Raw genomic sequence first — 17,557 nt, forward strand, 5'->3', positions numbered from 1 at the left:
AAAGTTATGGAATTTAACAATTTACATGAGATCCTAAGAGGTCTCTACGATGAAATGATGCCCCTTTCGGAAACGATGGCTGTGGTAGCAAAAGGAGTGGCTGGTCTGGGAGCTCTGTTCTATGTGGCATTAAAAGTCTGGCAGGCATTAAGTAGGGCAGAGCCAATAGATGTTTTTCCACTGTTAAGACCATTTGCCATAGGCATGTGCATTATGTTTTTCCCTACAATAGTTTTAGGGACAATTAACGGGGTACTTAGCCCAATTGTTAAGGGGACACATTCTATGCTTGAAGGTCAGGTGCTGGATCTTAATACCTTGCAACAGCAAAAAGATGTACTGGAAAAGGAAGCGATGTTACGGAATCCTGCTACTGCCTATCTGGTCTCCGATGAGGAGTTTGACAAAAAGCTCGATGATCTGGGATGGTCATTTGATGATATCGCAACGATGGTCAGTATGTACCGGGATCAGGCTGTATACAATATCAAGCAGGAAATCAAAAAAGAATTAAGGGAAATACTTGAACTACTTTTTCAGGCTGCGGCACTGGTCGTGGATACTATTCGGACTTTCTTTTTAATCGTTCTTTCGATACTGGGGCCGATTGCATTTGCCATCTCCGTCTGGGATGGATTTCAGAGCACTCTTACCCAATGGCTCAGCAGATATATAAGCGTTTATCTGTGGCTGCCTGTGGCCGATCTTTTCAGTGCCATGCTTGCGAAAATAAACGCCATGAGTGTACAGCGGGATATAGAACTGTTAAGTGATCCCTCATTTGTTCCAGATCCCGAGAATAGTGTTTACCTGATTTTTATGATCATCGGAATTGTTGGATACTTTACCATTCCAACTGTGACAAGCTGGATTATTCAGGCTGGCGGGGCCGGAAACTTTACCCGCAATGTCAGCCAAGCGGCCATGCGTACGGGAAATGTTGGTGCAGCTGCGGCTGGAGCAGCAGTGGGAAATATTGGTGGCGAACTACTGGATAATAAGAGTAGTGGACAAGGACAAAAAAGCAATTGATTATGGAATTCAAAACTTTAAGAAACATCGAAAATAGTTTCAAGCAGATCCGGCTGTACGCGATTGTCTTTGCAGTAATGTGCCTGAGTATAACAGCATTTGCGGTTTGGAAGTCTTATTCTTTCGCTGCATTGCAACGTGAAAAGATTTACGTATTGGACAACGGAAAATCACTTATGTTGGCACTTTCCCAGGATGCCGCAATCAATCGACCTGTTGAAGCCCGCGAGCACGTCAGGAGATTTCATGAACTCTTTTTCACGTTGGCACCAGATAAGGCTGCGATTGAAAGCAATATGAAACGGGCATTCGATCTGGCAGACAAAAGTGCATTTGATTATTACAGGGATCTTTCAGAAAAGGGGTATTATAACAGGATTATTTCAGGAAACATTCAGCAACGAATTGAAGTGGATAGTGTGGTCTGTGATTTTAATACGTATCCATATTCTGTAACCACCTATGCTAAACAGTTCATCATCAGATCGAGCAATCTTACCCGAAGAAGTCTTGTCACCTCCTGCAACTTATTGAATAGTGTACGATCTGACAGTAATCCACAGGGTTTTCAGATTTTGAAGTTCTCAGTCCTTTCCAATAAGGATGAGGAAGTAATCGAGCGATAGATGTACTGACTTATGAAGAAAAATTGTGATTTGGAAGAGTTTATTAAGATTCTTACGGATAAGGGCTACAATGGATATTTTATGACACAGGCGGGCTATCCTGGAAAACTAGCGGACAGTTTGGGAGGATTTCTGGAAAGCCTTGATCCTGAATTTGGTTTTGATCAGAATGTTTTACTCGAAACCTACTTAGACTGGAACGGTGAAAATAAACCGAGTATTCAGTGTTTGATATCGTTAGAAAATGACAATGGCAAATTTGCTATTGATATCATGGAGATTATCCATAAGGATCGTTTTGGAAAATGTATCAGCGAAAAAAAACTTATGGACATTGCGATTGATGCACTGCCAACCAGGGATCAGGCTATCAAAATGGTCTGTGAAGAGGTTAGGAAAATAAGTTCTACCCTTAAAAGAGGTAGACGTTTTTAGTTCAAAATTGACATAATGAAAAATATTAGAACAACAATTGATAATGAGCTTGAGAAGCTCGATCTGAGATGGCGGAATTTACCCGTCAAAAAGCAGATCAGATACGTACTTTATCTATTCGCATTCTACTTGCTTATGGGCGTAGGTGTATTGGTGAAGGTATTTTATAATCTGGGAAAAGGGGACAAAATCGATATAAGCCATATCGAGGTGCCCGCAGTAATTCATAATGAATCTTCTATGAAAGATTCTGTTAGAAATCCTAAAACTATATACAATGGAAGAGAAAGAGAATAAGAGGATCAGCCTGATTGTGGATGATGATTCTGAAAAAAGTGAAAAGGAAAAGACAAGTAGGGAAAAGCTTAAAAAGCCGATCATCTTTGGTCTAATGGCAATCGTTTTTATCGCCTGTCTTTACTTAATATTTAAGCCTAAAAATGGTGTTGAGGAAAATAAAGACAAAGGTTTAAAGAATGCTGTCCCCGAAGCTACGGACAAGGGTTTGCAGGCCGATAAACAGAAAGCTTATGAGAAGGAAATGGTTGAGGAGAGAGAAGCTGCGAAGCGAAATTCCCTGATGTCATTGTCGGATTATTGGGATCGTAGTGATACATCGGTTAACGGTGAAGCTGCAGTTTCAAAGGTTATTGCAGACAACTCTGGGGGATATGGGAAGAGTGGTGCACAGAATAGTTCTTTGAGCAGCTATCAGAATGCACAGCAAACCCTGGGCTCCTTTTATCGTGACGATGACAGCGAAAAGCTGGCGTTGCGGAAACAGGTTGATGAACTCAAAGATCGCCTTTCAGAAAAAAATGTTCCGCAGGCACCCACTTACAAAGATCAACTGGTACTTATGGAAAAGTCATATGAAATGGCTTCCCGATACCTACCGTCGGCTAGTACCGGTCACGGTGCTCCTGCAGTTAACATCGGTCAAAATATGGATTCAATATGGATTAAAAAAGTTTCTTTGCCTAGCACGAGAGAGAAAACCGAAAGTTTGAAGGGTGTTAAAAAGAGTGTGGTATCAGCCTTGTACCGGGAAGAGGACGCATCGGAAATTTTAAATGGGATCGCAGAGCGTAACATGGGCTTTATCACGCCCGGACAAGTTGCCCAAAGCGATATTGTCAGGAATAGTATACGTGCAATGGTGATGGAAACAAAAACATTATCAGGCGACGGGTCACTGAAGTTGAGGTTATCCGAAAATGCTACCATTGGTGGTTTTCATGTTCCCAAAGGAACCGAGCTTGTTGCCGATACCAAATTTCAGGGAAACAGGTTGCAGCTAAAGATCAGCGCAGTTGAAGTATCCGGAAATATAATTCCGGTTGAGATTCTAGTCTATGGCACGGACGGTCAGCTTGGGCTACTTGTCCCACGAACAGATGAGATCAATGCCGCAGGAGAAATAGCGGCTAACATGAGCCAAAGTTCCGGAATGAATATTTCGATGTCGCGTTCAGCGGGACAACAGGTGGCCAGTGATCTGAGTAGGGGCTTGATACAGGGAGTTTCCGGCTTTTTTTCTAAGAAGCTGAGAGCTGTTAAGGTAACAGTACGATCAGGTCATCCGGTACTGCTGTTGACAAAAAAGTAATATAATAACAATAATAATCATACTATGATATCAAAAAAAAATATCCTTATGATCCTGCTTTTTGTAGGACTGTTTATCAAGACTTTTGGGCAGCAGTCACTTGAAGCGGGAAGGGTCGAACCTTATAGGTTGGAAGTTACCTATAATAAAACCTGCCACCTGATTTTTCCGGTTGCGATCAGGTACACGGATCTGGGATCGAATTATCTGATTGCGGAAAAAGCTGAGGATGCACAGAACGTGCTGCGTATAAAGGCCGCAGTCAAGGATTTCGCTGAGGAAACCAACTTTAGTGTCATTACCGAGGATGGGCAATTTTATAGCTTTAATGTTATTTATAATGCTGATCCATCTACCTTAAGCTATGATCTAAAGAAAATGAAAAAAGATGTTGAGCGCAGCGAAGGACGAAACGTTCAGTTTGAAGAACTTGGTTTTAATCCACCCTCTTTGACAGAAGTTGTACTGAAAACCATCTATCAGCAGAATAAAAGATATGTACGGCACATCGCTGCAAGATCCTATGGCATTCAGTCAATACTGAAAGGGATTTATGTCCACAATGGAAAGTTTTATTTTCATCTTGAAGCGAAGAACAGATCAAATGTGCCATTTGTAGTGGATTTTTGCACGTACAAGATCGTAGATAAACAGATTGCGAAAAGAACGGTGTCTGAGGAAAAGCAATTGGTTCCGGTAAGACAGTATCCCGGTCTTGAAGTCATTTCGGATAATTCAGTCGCTGGCAACGTCATACTTCTGGATCAGTTCACAATCACCGATGAACAGGTGCTCAGAATTGAAATTTTTGAAAGGAATGGTGCAAGGAACCAGGTTCTGGAAATTGAAAATTCGGATCTGGTTGCCGCAAAGCCTGTATCTGAAATGAAGATTAAAGTCACTCAATAAAGCAGCGAATTATGAAAAAATATATCATCTTTTTGGTACTGGCCATTTTGAGTATCAAATTACATGCTCAGAGAATGGTGTATAAGCAGAAATCTTTGGAAATTAACTCGGGACTTCTAAATACAGAGGGGGTAGGCAAAAATTTCTATCTAAATCTGACACTGAACAGTTTTGCAAAACATGGCAACTACTGGATCTGGGGACTGGAATATCAAAGAAAGACCGTAGACTATAAAAACTCGGAAATCCCTTTGGAGGACTTTCTTGGAGAGATAGGGTATAGTGTTAAGCTTCTCTCGGATTCAAGGAAATTTATTACGCTGAATGGAGGTGTAACAGGAGTTGCTGGCTATGAATCCGTCAATAGAGGCGATAGCGTCCTTTTTGATGGAGGCCTGCTAAAAAACAATAATGGATTTGTTTTTGGGACTGGCGGGAGATTGTCGCTGGAAACCTATCTTTCAGACCGGATCGTATTCATGTTACAAGGACGTATCAGGGTATTGTGGGGTACTGATCTTGAGAAATTCAGACCCTCCACCGGCGTAGGCTTACGTTTTAACTTTTGAAAATCAGAAAATATTATGAAAAATATATTAGATAAGTGGAAAATGTCGATAGGATCGGTTTTTCTTGGATTTATTGCTATTTTAGGCGTAGGGTTACTTTCAGGCTGTGATAAAGAGGTTCTGGATGTGCAGGAAGTTTTTCCTTTTGAGGTGAAAGTTATGCCGGTGCCGAAGGAAATCGGGATGGGTGAAAGTGTTGAAATCAGATTTTCAATAATTTCAAATGGAAATTATTCAGGTAATACCTACAGGATACGTTATTTTCAGAACGATGGAGAAGGTAGTTTAAATTATTCAGGTTATAAACCTTACTTACCTAACGATCTTTATCCGCTGACCGAAAAAGAATTTCGATTGTATTATACGTCACAATCTTTAGTTTCACAGCAATTTGACGTTTGGATCGTGGATAGTTTTGGTAATGAAAAGCAAATTTCTTTTCAGTTCAATAACAAAAAATTAGGTCCGATCATTATCGGGCCGGTTAGATAATATCACAATTAGATTTTTATGGGGTAATGCCTTACACTACCAGAGTGAGAGCATGCTCGTTAGGACAGCCAGTGGCTGTCCTTTTTTTGTTACAAATAATATGAAAATGTACACTTAAGAAAGTGAGATAGTATTATTACATTGAAATATTTCTTTATTAGGGTAAAAATGTTAGATTTATAATACTGTAGACTATAAATTACACTATACGAAAATATTAATTGCCCTATCCCGCCACTGGTCTATTTTCTTAACTAAAACAGACTAAAGATGAATACACACATAATTACACTGTTTAATGACATGGCCATGCAGAATATGCATAGTTTTTCACGATTACCATTGGTAAAATCTTTGATATGTGCAGATAATATCAATTTACTGACAGACGAGGTTAAGCAATTAAGCGACTTTTATGTAACGTTTCTGCAAAAAATCGGGCTTTTACCTGACAATGTTCAATATAGTAGAAGGAGCCTTACAGGGACTTATGATTTTTTTTATGAGCTCCGAGACAATGATCCTATGGTTAAAGAAGTTTTATATTGTTTTACGAAGGAAGATTTACAAAATGCCGAAAATATTGTACCTATCCATGTACGCTATTTTGATTCGACCAACCTCTATTTAGCAAGTGGTTTCTCCTGGACAGAAAATGGGAAGAAAGTAATGATCCATTTATCCGAATTTTCTATGCCCAAACAGGCTATTAATATGGCTCCTTCTCATCTTTCGTATTTGGTTGAAATATTAAATGAGTTTGATCCGACCGAAATGAGTTCTATCCGTGAGATAGTTGCTAAAAAAGGTCTGAATTATAATCGCGTTCAAAAAGATTCTAAAATTTATTGGGGAGATACTTTTTATAGTTTCTTTAATAAAATTAAAATGATCGAAGCTGTTGGGGATATTATTTTTACTAGGCTCACCTTGAAAGAAATAGCGTTTCGTAATAAATTTAGTAATTATATAAACATGCATAGAACATTTTTAAGTTATGGAATTAGTTTATCTGATATTCCACGATTGGCGAACCATTAAGTTACATATTTTTATTATCGATGGAATTAAAACTTTTTAATATATTTTTTATTTATTAAGACATAAGATTGTAATTATAGGTATTGGTATGGATTATAACTTTGTTATTAATCAATACTGATAATTATGATAGTTGTAAGATTTATAAGAACGCATTTCGTAACCATAGTCAGCATTCTTTTGGCCTTACTTTTTGTATATGCTGCTGGTAGTAAGTTACTCGACTTCGAGAACTTTCAGGTCCAGCTTGCTCAGTCTCCCTTGTTAAGTGCATATTCCGGAATTATCTCTTATGGTGTAATTGCAATAGAAATTTTTGTGGCTATTTTGCTTTGTATCGATAGCACAAGAGTATTTGGTCTGTATGCGTCACTTGGCCTACTGGCAGCCTTTACTATTTATATTTTTCTAATTTTGAAATTTAGTGATTTTGTACCCTGTAGTTGTGGAGGTATTCTTGAAAAGCTTGGCTGGGAGGAACATTTGCTATTTAATATTTTCTTCTTTTTAATAACTGGTACTGGAATTTTTGTACTTAGCAGAAAGGGTGGCGGCAAAACATTAAAGACTTTATTATTATCCGGTACCACGACTATAATAAGCTGTCTCATTGTTATCCTTATGTTTCTTTCGTCAGAGAACATTATTAAAAAAGAAAACAACTTTACGCGTAGATTTTTGCAGCACCCTATATTTGAGAATGGTGTGCTTGATCTAGGAGTAAATTCCTACTATTTTGCAGGTATGGCTGATGGAAACATATATTTGGGAAATGTTACAGCACCACTTTTTATTTCAAAAATTGATAGTGGACTGCAGAGTTTTACTCGAATAAAAATTAAACTTGATAACACAGACCATGCTTTTAAAAGCTTACAGCTAAAAATTAAATCTCCGTATTTCTATCTGTATGATGGTAATGTTCCTGTTATTTACAGGGGCAAACTTGGGGATTCTGTTGCACATACTATTAGTTATGGCGATGCTTTTTTCAACCAGTTAACTGTTCTGGATTCAGCGAAGTTTGGAGTTAGAACACAAAGAAAACTTGATAATCAGTATACAATCGCTTCACTTGATTTAAATAGAGAGCCAAAAGCTGAATTAAAAAATGAGGTTCTTCAAAAGCAGATAGATGGTGTTTTTGATGTTGATGGCTTACTTATTTCAGATCCTGAATCGGGGAATATGGTTTATACATATTTTTATCGCAATCAATTTATTGTACTTGACAGTAAGTTTAATATAAAAAATAGGTTTAATACTATCGATACTACAAGAACTGCCAATATCTCAGTGACTAGGTTATCTGATGGAAGGACTAAAATGAACGCTCCACCTTTTAGTGTAAACAGAGGTTTTGCTCTGTTTGGAAATCTTATCTTCAACCGTTCCAACCTTAAGGGAAAATATGAACCTTCAAGTACATGGAGAAATTCATCGATTATTGATGTTTATAGAACAGACGAACAAAGGTATATAGGAAGCTTTTACATCCGAAATAAAAATGGAAAGGGGATGTCTTCTCTGGTATCGGATGGCCGTAATATTTACGCACTTGTTGACAATGAGATTCAGAGGTATAAAATTAGAGAAGGTGCTTTTAAATAGAACTCAAAATGAAATCGGTAGTTCGAGGAACTTCCGGTGGATCAGGATATATAGGGAATTAGCCGAAAACCCCGAAACAGATTAGGCAATAACCAATTAAATTATGATAGCATGAAAAAAATATTATTACCAACTCTTATTGTAGCAATGGGATTTGGTGGTGCTTATGCAGGTAGTAAGGCAAGTAAAGCAATGCCTACTTATCGTATCGAGGGAAGCCAGTGTATACAGGTGGAGCAAGAATGTGATGAGCAAGGTGATGTAGTTTGTACTTGGAACGATGATGGTATAAATCAATTGTACAAATTCCAAAGCCCTGATGAAACAACCTGTTCTTCAGCACTTCACAGAAGTCTTTAATTCAAAAAAGGATACCTATTCGGTATCCTTTCTTATTTGTTTATTTATCCATGCAACGTCTTTTCGATCTTTCAAAAAATAGTCCCACCATTGCAAAATTCTTCTGTTTCTATCTTCTGCTTCCTTAGGTTCAAATACTAAATCGTGTCCGCCATTTGGATAAAAGAGAGCAATTACATTTTTATTATAGCGTCTTAATCCTATGTAGAATTCCATGACCTGATCCCACTGTATGTTTGTATCTTTCTTTCCTGCCCAAAGAAGGATGGGGGCATTAACTTTTTCAACATTTAAAATCGGACTATTTTGCAAATAAAGGTTTTTATTCTCAACAATTGGAACCCTCATATCATATTGACCTGTTTCAAATTGGAAATAAAAAGGTTTAACGAACTGTGTATTATAAGAATAGTACGATCTGATTAAATCACTATTACCTGCACCAGAAATATAGGTAGTAAATCTGGAGGAATTAGTCGCAATAAAATTTGTTTCATAACCACCATGCGAATGACCTATCAATCCGATTTTTTGTTTATCAATATTAGGGTTCACAAGAACCTGATCTAGTGCATTATTAACACATTCCAAAGCCGAAAGACCAGTTCCTCGCTCACCGAAGGCAATATCTGGTAAATACACGAAATAACCCCTTTCCATAAGTGTTCTAATTTGGAATCCGACGGGCATCAGATTATTCGGGGAAAGATATTCATTGGATGTTTCCCTTTGCATTTCGTAAATATGTACGACCATCGGATATTTTTTTCGAGGATCAAAGTTTAGCGGATAATAGAGAATACCATTAAGTCTTCTACCAACGGCTGAATAAGTATAGATCTCCTGTTTCAATTTTTTTGCATGCACATCCTTTATATTTCCATCAAAAAGTAAATGATTTTGGTGTTTTATATTGTAAGTATAAATTGCAGGAGGTAAGTTATAATTTTCTTCAACGGTATAAAATGTAGTCATGTCTGTGTTAAAAATCATATTGTTGCTGTCAATTCGATTTTTAGTAGGTGGTATTAACTCTTGCCATTTCCCGTCCCTGAATAATTGGTATGAAACTATGTTCTCATCTGTATCATATATTTCGACTAAAATTTCTTCTGTTTTGAGAGAAGAGATTGAAGTCTTGTACTGATCACTTGGTTTTATGGTGCAATTTTTTATTTTTGTCACTTTACCTATGCCAATACTTGAATGACGTAGATTATGGTGATAAATATCGTAAATCCATAGTCCATTGCTGCTCTCGAAATAGATGTTTTTTCTATTTTGGGAGAATGTGGGCTGTCCTAATCCTTGGGCATCTAGCAATGACTCTTTCTGTCCATTTGCCTTAAATAATGTCCATTTTAATCCATCAAGACTAGCTATGAACCACCTGCCATCAGGTGAGGCAAAGATTTCCGAAATTAAATCTTTAGTTCTGCTACTTCTTCGTGAGTATTGCTTAATTACTTTCAAATCACCAATATTGATGTAAGTATTTTTCTTTAGATCAAATATTTGGGTTCCATTTAACTCAGGGTTACTGGTGACGTAATTATACTTCGCCCGCGGCGTATAGGTTAAGAAATACCGGCTACTATTGATGGAATTGACCTCAATATTTTCTGGTACCGTAATTTTCTGCAAATCTGCATTTGCTGGATTGAATAACCAAAATTTTCTAGTAGAGACAATTCGGTCGTGTTCATTAATATATGGATCATTGCCGTACCACAGTTCAACCATTGAATCTTTGTGCTCGTCTAAATTTTTTCTTGCACTAATCAACAGGGCTTTACCATCAAGTATTTCAGAAAACTTTACCGACGAATTTTTTGGAATATCCAAATTCAATATGTTTTTTGGTGTACTTTGTATATCCATGACCACTAATCTGTCACTCTGGTCATTGTTAACTGTAGTTTCAGTAAATGAGATTAATTTTGCGGATAATATGAGCTCCATTTTTTTAATTGCTCCTTCAGTAAAATGTATGACTTTAGTCACTTCCCCAGATGTTTCAAGTATTTCTGTCCTACCTGAATTGTTCCTTTTTAGAAACATACTTTTTAGCGATTCACTGAAAGCTATGTCTTCCACATTACTTATATCCAATAGCTGCTGCCCGAAAGAACTGTAAATACGAATGTGCTTGTCGGTTGTTAGGATCGCGTATCTATTAAGTTTATCTAACGGGCAGAATTTTAAAACCTTATCGTATCTGTATGTCGAGCCTGTTATTAAATTGAGGAATTGTACTTTATTATCTTTTCTACTTAATACTCCTGTTCCGTTCATAAAAACTAGCGGACCAGTTCCAAAAATCTTATGTACCTGATTATTTTGAGTGTTAACAATATAGGACGAATCTCTTAAAGCTGCGTTATACTTATTAATTCCGATCCAGCTTCCCTCATTGGAAATATATGGTACACCGCCCAAGGTTGCAAATTGCTTTTTCCAGTTAAGTATTGTGTCTTCTCTTATTTGTGAGGGTACAAGAAAATATGTGGATAGCAGAAATAATAATATTGAAATATTTTTAATCATTAGTATCCTGTATTTTGAGGTTTTAAGTTTGCATTTAGTAGAATCTCCTTTTGAGGAACTGGCCAAAGTTTATGGTAATCCTTCCAATTTGGCTTGGTCGCAGTAAGGATATTGAGGTTTCCGGTTCTTTTTAAATCAAGGAATCTATGCCCCATTTCCGTAAAGTATTCTCGTCTATTTTCCAGTAGGACTTGTTCCAGCAATAAATTTTTAGTTATCGGCAAGTTTAGGGGGCTAAGTTGTGCACGTAGTCTTGTGGCATTTACAAATGGCAGTGCTTCACCAATTTTATCTTGTTGAGTAAGTGCTTCGGCCAACAATAAATACACTTCTTCTAATCTAAATACTACGGAATATTCAGTCATATTGTTACCACCTCTATTTTTATATTTTTCTGCTCTATAATATATTTTTCCATTAAATGTTACTGGTGCCATCCATTGTTGTTTTCGGAGATCGCTATTTGCAAAAGAAGTAACTAATCCTTCTGACAGGGCGTAAGTTGAAGGTGCGGCGTTCGTAAAATAATATATTGAAGCTTGTGATAATGATTGATTATTGTTTGGTTTTAGTTGCCATATTATGTGTTTTCCTGTTTTTTGAAAAACCTTGGTGATATCGTTTTCCATTTGATATAAAGGACTTTGTGAAATTTCTTTAAGAATAATTTCAGCTTTATTCCATTCTTGTTTTGCCATATATACTTTTGCGAGAAGCAAACGAGCCACCATCTTATTTGGATAAATTCTTTCCGTGTTTCTATACTCGTCATTGAGAAGTGTCAACGTCTCTGATAAATCACTTTCGATCTTTAGTAGAACCTGTTGCGAAGACGTTTTCGGAAGTATGTTATTTATTTTGTAGTCTGTGGTTTCAGGATAGGGGATATCACCGTATAGTTGGTTTAGGTAATAAAACATTATTGTTCTTACGAGTAGTGCTTCGCCTTTTAAATATTTTTTATCTGGGGCGGAAATCGATGTCGATTGCTGTACACCTTCTAAAATAGAATTTGCTGCATAAACTTGCTTATAGGCACTTGACCAAACATTATAAATTAGAGTGTTGGTATCAATTTGTTGATTCAGAAAGAGGTCTCTACTATCGGATGCAACGGTCGTATAATTATCAAGTTCATCAGTGTATGCACTTAAATATGTTTCGAGGGTGCCGCCGGCAATGGGAGAATTCTTCAACACATCGGCATACATGGCTGCCAGTGCAGCATTTGCTGTCTGTACATCCTTGAAAACTGTTTCCCGGTCAATCTGGTTATTAGGGATATCGACATCAATTAATTTCTCGCATGAAACTGCCACAATGATTGATGTAGCAACAAGTATGATATGATTTATTATTTTCATTTTTTTAATTTTTAAAGGTTAATTTGGGCACCAAATGAATAAGTTCTCAATGGAGGCAAGTATCCGAGTGTTGCTGCTTCGGGGTCTACTCCGAAAAATTTTGTCCATGTCCATAAGTTTTGCCCTTGGAAGTATATGGTAACATTTTTAAGAAATTCGCCCCTTAAAGGAATTCGGTAAGATACCTGCAGATTCTTTAGTCTGATAAATGAAGCGTCAGAAACAATCGCGGTGCTGCTGCGAAATAAAGTATGACTAGTCGAATTTATCGTGCTGTAAGGCATGTAAAATCCATTGGGATTGTCAGCTGACCAAACGTTAAGGACTTCTGTTGGTTGATTGTTCATCAATCCTGGCATCGACATCAATGAATTATAATTTATACCTTTCTTTTTAACAAACTGAAATAGTGCTGAAAGGCTCCAGTTTTTATATGTTATTGTGTTATTCCATCCTCCAAAATACTTGACGGCAATATTTTCAACGACCTGTCGGTCATCTGCCGCAGAAATTTTCCCGTCACCATTAAAGTCTTTGAATTGATATTGTCCTGTTGCGGGATTAATACCTTCTAGCTGGTAAAGTTTTACAATATTTGTAGGCTGTCCTATTACATACTGATTTGCGTAGGAAGAACCTTCCAGACCGGGAAATGATAAAAGTTTATTTTTTGGAAAACTAATGTTGAAACTAGATTCCCACTGTATATTTTTGCTAACTAAAGGACGTCCTGAAATTTCTATTTCGAGACCTCTATTCTCTATTGTAGCTGCAAGGTTTGCAATTACACTGGTAAAGCCAGTAACCGATGAAAGTTGGTATCCGACAAGTTGGTTCGAAGAGCGATTTTTGTACCAAGCTGTAGTAAGATTTAGCCTATTTTTGAAAAAGCCAAGGTCTAAAGCTGCTTCAAGTTTTTTGGTAACTTCCCAACTATAATCAGGGTTGTAAAGTCGGGATGGAGAAAGACCTGTTGTGTTGTTATAATTTAATGATGATGATACTGTATAATTATTAAGGTACTGGAAATCCCCTATGTTATCACTGCCCGCAGCGCCATAACTTGCTCGTATCTTTCCGAAACTCAGCCAAGCAACTCTTTTGAAGAGATTTTCATTTGAGAATAGCCAAGCTGCACCAATGGCACCAAAATTCGCAAATCGATTATTTGGTCCAAACCTACTGCTCCCATCACGTCTTCCGGTAAGATTTATAATATATTTATCCTGAAACTGATAGTTAATCCTTCCAAAAAGCGCTGCATAACGATATTCTATATCGGAGTTTTCCAAGGTCATAATACTTTTGGCAGCTCCAATGTTGGTGATAAACTGGTTGCTCTCAAAGCCAAATCCTAACCTTTCATCTACATTTCTCTGGCTACTTTGGAAACTTCCTCCGACAAGAGCTTCTAAATTATGATTGCCCCACTTTTTCTGCCAGTTCAGCTGTGGTTCTAAGATGAAAGAGAAAATTTGTTGGGATTTTTTATCAGTTTGTGAACTTGCACTTGACTGTCCTGATGCTAAATATGGACTATAGATAGTGTTTGGAGATAAAGTCATTTCATCGATTGTCGTATAATTTATGCCGGTGTTTACTTTAATTTTGAAATCTTCAAAAAGGCGATACTCTATATTAAAATTGCTCTGGAGGAGTTTTGTGTCGTTGATATAGGAAGCATTATAACCAGCTAAGGGATTTGTAAAGGTATTGTTTGCCCAATTTAAAGAGCCGTCCTCATTATATAGCTTAGGGGAAACAGGTGCCAACAGATATGCATTTCTGGTCACATCGTTCATTAAGACATTATTCTTTTGTTGCGTAAACATATTTGAGATACTAATTAGAAACCGTCTATCAGTTGAGCGATGCGAGATATTGGAATTGATTGTATTGCTATTATATTTAAATCCTTGTCCAAACACTGTAGTCTGTTCATTATGTCCGAGACTTAAGATGAAGTTTGTAGTTTCACTACCTCCGCTTAATGAAAGCTGCGTATTATTCAGGGTTGCTTTTTTGCCAATTAGAGTTTTAACCCAATTTGTTTCATTATTTTGATCCCATGTGCCATTAATATCATATGCATTTGTGGGAATAGTTGTAATTCCGTCATTTTTATATGCAGTGTATCGCATTTTTAAATATTGATCTTTGCTCAATAATTTAAGGTTAGAAACAGCTTCACTGATCCCGTAATTTGATGAAAAGTTTAGACTTACTCTACCCGTTTTTCCTTTTTTTGTAGTGACAATTATAACTCCGTTTGCACCTCTGGAACCATAAATAGCTGTTGCATCAGCGTCTTTCAATACTTCAATACTTTCTATATCATTTGGGTTAATGCTATTTAAAGGATTTATATTTCCTCCCGGAAAAGTTGTGGAAGAAATTTGTGACTTTTGAGCTGATATCTCGCTAAATGGTACTCCATCTACAACATAAAGAGGAACATTTCCATTTGGATCTGTGAAAGATCCTGTGCGTAAACTATTCTGTCCCCTGATCTGAATTTCAAAGCCTCCTCCAGGAATACCGCTGTTTTGGATAATATTTACTCCTGCCATGCGTCCTTGAACTGTTGATAATACGTTGGTTACAGGTTGATTCTCTATGTCTTTTGCAGTGACCTTTGCAATACTCCCTGTTCGCTTTTTATCGGTCACCTTATAATAACCCGCATTCAAAACAACTTCCTCTATTGCATGTGTATCTGTGATATTCTTTATAGTATCGACTTTGGCTAAATTGACCGTAGATGCTTGGATATTTGTTGTTTGTTTGATTTTTTTTGGTCTGATAATAATGCTGTTTTCATAAATTAAGGCTTCTACAGGAATGTCCTTCAATAGTTTATTTAAACAGTCCAAAACTGGCTCGTTTTTACATTTCAGAGGTTGAACGATATAATTTTTTAGATCATCATTTGAATAATTATAGCGTGCGATATTTTCGTTTAGAAACTTTTCAACTGCTTCAGGTGCAGAAGTTTTTCCAGTTTCAAAATTTACCTTCATTTGTGAAAGGTTTTGTTGGGCATGAAATCCCTGCCAGCCGAATAATAGAAATACGGTGGCCGTGCATAAAATTTTCATATTTTTGCATGTATTTAAAAATTAATGATTCCGTTAAGTTTTATTAGTTAGATACGGGACCGACGGTTGCGCCCGTCGGTCTATTTATTTCTAACCCATTTTTTTAGGTGTCTGGGATCGTGCCCACTGTAATCATGGAGCGGATTTTACTCCTCCAGTTGAAATGTGTTCTCATTGACTTTTTCTATGTTTAGGTTTAATTGTATTGCGACCCTTTCAAGGAGTTTATCGGCCGTTTCCTCGGGAGCGACGATAGATATTTTAGAATAACTTCTATTTTCAGGGAAAATAATTTTTATTCCATAGATCTTTTCAATTGTGCTTATGGCTTGTTGTAAATCATAGTCTCTAAATGAGATGCTGACCTTTGACGCTGTTTTTTCTGAGGTTTCTTTTTTTGTAGGGGTAATCACTGCAACCTTTGTATCTCCGAGATTCGAAAAAGTTTCATTTGGATGAATCACATATGATTCTTTTATCCTTTCATTCTGTGTGACCTGAACTTTACCTTCATATAGGTCTATATTTAAGTTTGATCCACTTTGCACAACCTTAAATATCGTTCCCAGTACTTTAGCCTGATAATTTCCTGCATGGACAATGAAAGGATGAGTTTTTGATTTGCTGACATTAAATATGGCATCACCTTCAAGAAGGACATCTCTGGTATCTGACGGGAACGATTTTTCGACTGTTAATTTTGCACCTTTGGATAATGTAACTATGGAGCCATCTTTTAAGGTTATGGTCAAAACATTCTGAGTTGCCTGATATACATCTGGAATGTATAAAGATCGATACGAAACTATACTACCGATCAGTACCAATATGGCTGCAACCATCAAAGAAGTGAAACGGATCATTTTCCTTTTCTGTTTCTTTAATTCATAATCTTTAATACGAGAGGTTAATTTCTCCCATACCTCTTTTGATTCCTGATCCGTAAGGGGCTCAATTTCGTTTTTTTCATTGTTCATAGGATGGGCTTTATTATATATACCTGAGAATAGGCAAAAGTCCTCCCTATAAATAGTAAAAATTAACTATTTTTAACTTAAATTAAGATTTTTTATGATAGTTTCGTAAAAATGACATTGCCTTATAAACTTGGTTTTCCACGGCTTTTGTCGAAAGATGAAGGTGGTCTGCAATTTTTTCTTGTTTAATGCCATCAAGTTTATTCAGCTTAAAAATTTGTTTTCTTGCAGTTGGTAGGAGTTCTATACTAAGATGTACAGCATTTAACATTTCTTCTTTTTCTAGCTGTGTTTCTAAGGCATCGGATGAATCATCCTGTAATTGAAGATCTGATATTTCTAATAGAAACGGTTGTTTCTTTTTTCGGGAAGCGAAATTAGAGATTTCCTGGTTGCATGTTTTTATGATTATGCTTTCAGTATTTGCTGATGTGAGGGATGCTTTATATTTCCATACATGAAAAAAGACGTTCTGCATTATATCGAGTGCGTCATCCCTGTCTTTTACTTTGGCAATCGCAATATCAAAAACACGTTTGCGATATGTTTCATATATTTTCTGAAACATAATATCATAGCTGTTTTTATTGCGTGAAAATAATGACATTTAAGGTTTTTAGGATAATTCGCAGTACACAAATTTACGTATAATTTGTTAAATATGTTTATTTTAGCAATATATTTGCATTGTTGCGATATAAAAATTAAAGTATATTATGCAAAATTGTAGTATATTTCGTTTATAATTTAATTAAAGATTTTATATCATATTTTAGTGATAATAATTTTCGTTTGTAAAAATATTTATATATTAGCACCCTAATTTTATCGTAAAAAAAAGCGTAAGCTGTCAAAAAGGTTTTGAGAAAACTGCGAAACTTCCAAAT

At 36.6% G+C, this 17,557-nt stretch carries 16 protein-coding genes; 11 read left to right on the forward strand and 5 right to left on the reverse strand.

Annotated elements, in window-relative coordinates; translation table 11 throughout:
* Positions 1–6 precede the first annotated feature (6 nt).
* From traJ to DTA23_RS26200, 11 genes are all read left to right on the forward strand, one after another.
* Entirely contained in the window at positions 7–1,032 is a 1,026-nt protein-coding gene (gene traJ / locus DTA23_RS26150) for a conjugative transposon protein TraJ (protein ID WP_060868790.1), read from the forward strand.
* Positions 1,033–1,034: 2 nt separating this feature from the next.
* Positions 1,035–1,658 carry a conjugative transposon protein TraK gene (gene traK, locus DTA23_RS26155; protein ID WP_060868791.1) on the forward strand — a complete coding sequence of 208 codons (624 nt, stop codon included), beginning with the start codon at positions 1,035–1,037 and terminating at the stop codon, positions 1,656–1,658.
* A gap of 12 nt (positions 1,659–1,670) precedes the next feature.
* Positions 1,671–2,093, forward strand: a complete 423-nt coding sequence (locus tag DTA23_RS26160) for a hypothetical protein (protein WP_060868792.1) — start codon at positions 1,671–1,673, stop codon at positions 2,091–2,093.
* Between the two features lie 15 nt (positions 2,094–2,108).
* Positions 2,109–2,390, forward strand: a complete 282-nt coding sequence (locus DTA23_RS26165) for a nitrogen regulatory IIA protein (protein WP_060868793.1) — start codon at positions 2,109–2,111, stop codon at positions 2,388–2,390.
* On the forward strand, positions 2,371–3,702 hold the full coding sequence (traM, locus tag DTA23_RS26170) for a conjugative transposon protein TraM (RefSeq protein ID WP_060868794.1): 1,332 nt from the start codon (positions 2,371–2,373) through the stop codon (positions 3,700–3,702). The genes DTA23_RS26165 and traM overlap by 20 nt, the downstream gene beginning before the upstream one ends.
* A 48-nt stretch (positions 3,703–3,750) precedes the next feature.
* Positions 3,751–4,611 (forward strand): conjugative transposon protein TraN, encoded by an 861-nt coding sequence (gene traN, locus DTA23_RS26175; protein WP_239468856.1) that lies wholly within the window; start codon positions 3,751–3,753, stop codon positions 4,609–4,611.
* Positions 4,612–4,622: 11 nt separating this feature from the next.
* Positions 4,623–5,180 carry a conjugal transfer protein TraO gene (locus tag DTA23_RS26180; protein WP_060868796.1) on the forward strand — a complete coding sequence of 186 codons (558 nt, stop codon included), beginning with the start codon at positions 4,623–4,625 and terminating at the stop codon, positions 5,178–5,180.
* A gap of 15 nt (positions 5,181–5,195) precedes the next feature.
* A complete protein-coding gene (locus DTA23_RS26185; protein WP_060868797.1) occupies positions 5,196–5,672 on the forward strand; it encodes a DUF3872 domain-containing protein in 477 nt (158 codons plus the stop codon).
* A gap of 270 nt (positions 5,673–5,942) precedes the next feature.
* Positions 5,943–6,713, forward strand: coding sequence for a helix-turn-helix domain-containing protein (locus tag DTA23_RS26190; protein WP_112376462.1), 771 nt, complete (start codon positions 5,943–5,945; stop codon positions 6,711–6,713).
* A 126-nt stretch (positions 6,714–6,839) separates the two neighbouring features.
* Positions 6,840–8,324 (forward strand): DoxX family protein, encoded by a 1,485-nt coding sequence (locus DTA23_RS26195; RefSeq protein WP_204991133.1) that lies wholly within the window; start codon positions 6,840–6,842, stop codon positions 8,322–8,324.
* A 111-nt stretch (positions 8,325–8,435) separates the two neighbouring features.
* Positions 8,436–8,684 (forward strand): DUF6520 family protein, encoded by a 249-nt coding sequence (locus DTA23_RS26200; RefSeq protein WP_061084802.1) that lies wholly within the window; start codon positions 8,436–8,438, stop codon positions 8,682–8,684.
* A gap of 15 nt (positions 8,685–8,699) precedes the next feature.
* Here the strand turns inward: DTA23_RS26200 and DTA23_RS26205 are convergent, their stop codons facing one another.
* From DTA23_RS26205 to DTA23_RS26225, 5 genes are all read right to left on the reverse strand, one after another.
* The gene (locus DTA23_RS26205; RefSeq protein WP_061084801.1) at positions 8,700–11,231 is read right to left on the reverse strand and encodes a S9 family peptidase; all 2,532 of its coding nucleotides are present in this window, start codon (positions 11,229–11,231) and stop codon (positions 8,700–8,702) included.
* Positions 11,231–12,595, reverse strand: a complete 1,365-nt coding sequence (locus tag DTA23_RS26210; RefSeq protein ID WP_061084800.1) for a RagB/SusD family nutrient uptake outer membrane protein — start codon at positions 12,593–12,595, stop codon at positions 11,231–11,233. The genes DTA23_RS26205 and DTA23_RS26210 overlap by 1 nt, the downstream gene beginning before the upstream one ends.
* A gap of 11 nt (positions 12,596–12,606) precedes the next feature.
* Positions 12,607–15,615: a SusC/RagA family TonB-linked outer membrane protein gene (locus tag DTA23_RS26215; RefSeq protein ID WP_082723085.1), complete on the reverse strand. Its 3,009-nt coding sequence runs from the start codon at positions 15,613–15,615 to the stop codon at positions 12,607–12,609.
* 224 nt (positions 15,616–15,839) lie between these two features.
* On the reverse strand, positions 15,840–16,670 hold the full coding sequence (locus DTA23_RS26220; RefSeq protein WP_061084798.1) for a FecR family protein: 831 nt from the start codon (positions 16,668–16,670) through the stop codon (positions 15,840–15,842).
* An 82-nt stretch (positions 16,671–16,752) separates the two neighbouring features.
* Positions 16,753–17,277 carry an RNA polymerase sigma factor gene (locus DTA23_RS26225; protein ID WP_082723084.1) on the reverse strand — a complete coding sequence of 175 codons (525 nt, stop codon included), beginning with the start codon at positions 17,275–17,277 and terminating at the stop codon, positions 16,753–16,755.
* Positions 17,278–17,557: the final 280 nt, after the last annotated feature.

Source organism: Sphingobacterium multivorum (assembly GCF_900457465.1).
Classification (GTDB): domain Bacteria; phylum Bacteroidota; class Bacteroidia; order Sphingobacteriales; family Sphingobacteriaceae; genus Sphingobacterium; species Sphingobacterium multivorum.

Bases quoted from the DNA above. Each gene is read 5' to 3' on its own strand.
- traN (WP_239468856.1), top strand. From the start codon at position 3,751: ATGATCCTGCTTTTTGTAGGACTGTTTATCAAGACTTTTGGGCAGCAG.
- traM (WP_060868794.1), top strand. From the start codon at position 2,371: ATGGAAGAGAAAGAGAATAAGAGGATCAGCCTGATTGTGGATGATGAT.
- DTA23_RS26200 (WP_061084802.1), top strand. From the start codon at position 8,436: ATGAAAAAAATATTATTACCAACTCTTATTGTAGCAATGGGATTTGGT.
- DTA23_RS26205 (WP_061084801.1), bottom strand. From the start codon at position 11,231: ATGATTAAAAATATTTCAATATTATTATTTCTGCTATCCACATATTTT.
- DTA23_RS26190 (WP_112376462.1), top strand. From the start codon at position 5,943: ATGAATACACACATAATTACACTGTTTAATGACATGGCCATGCAGAAT.
- DTA23_RS26210 (WP_061084800.1), bottom strand. From the start codon at position 12,595: ATGAAAATAATAAATCATATCATACTTGTTGCTACATCAATCATTGTG.
- traK (WP_060868791.1), top strand. From the start codon at position 1,035: ATGGAATTCAAAACTTTAAGAAACATCGAAAATAGTTTCAAGCAGATC.
- DTA23_RS26220 (WP_061084798.1), bottom strand. From the start codon at position 16,670: ATGAACAATGAAAAAAACGAAATTGAGCCCCTTACGGATCAGGAATCA.
- traJ (WP_060868790.1), top strand. From the start codon at position 7: ATGGAATTTAACAATTTACATGAGATCCTAAGAGGTCTCTACGATGAA.
- DTA23_RS26160 (WP_060868792.1), top strand. From the start codon at position 1,671: ATGAAGAAAAATTGTGATTTGGAAGAGTTTATTAAGATTCTTACGGAT.
- DTA23_RS26185 (WP_060868797.1), top strand. From the start codon at position 5,196: ATGAAAAATATATTAGATAAGTGGAAAATGTCGATAGGATCGGTTTTT.
- DTA23_RS26215 (WP_082723085.1), bottom strand. From the start codon at position 15,615: ATGAAGGTAAATTTTGAAACTGGAAAAACTTCTGCACCTGAAGCAGTT.
- DTA23_RS26225 (WP_082723084.1), bottom strand. From the start codon at position 17,277: ATGTCATTATTTTCACGCAATAAAAACAGCTATGATATTATGTTTCAG.
- DTA23_RS26195 (WP_204991133.1), top strand. From the start codon at position 6,840: ATGATAGTTGTAAGATTTATAAGAACGCATTTCGTAACCATAGTCAGC.
- DTA23_RS26165 (WP_060868793.1), top strand. From the start codon at position 2,109: ATGAAAAATATTAGAACAACAATTGATAATGAGCTTGAGAAGCTCGAT.
- DTA23_RS26180 (WP_060868796.1), top strand. From the start codon at position 4,623: ATGAAAAAATATATCATCTTTTTGGTACTGGCCATTTTGAGTATCAAA.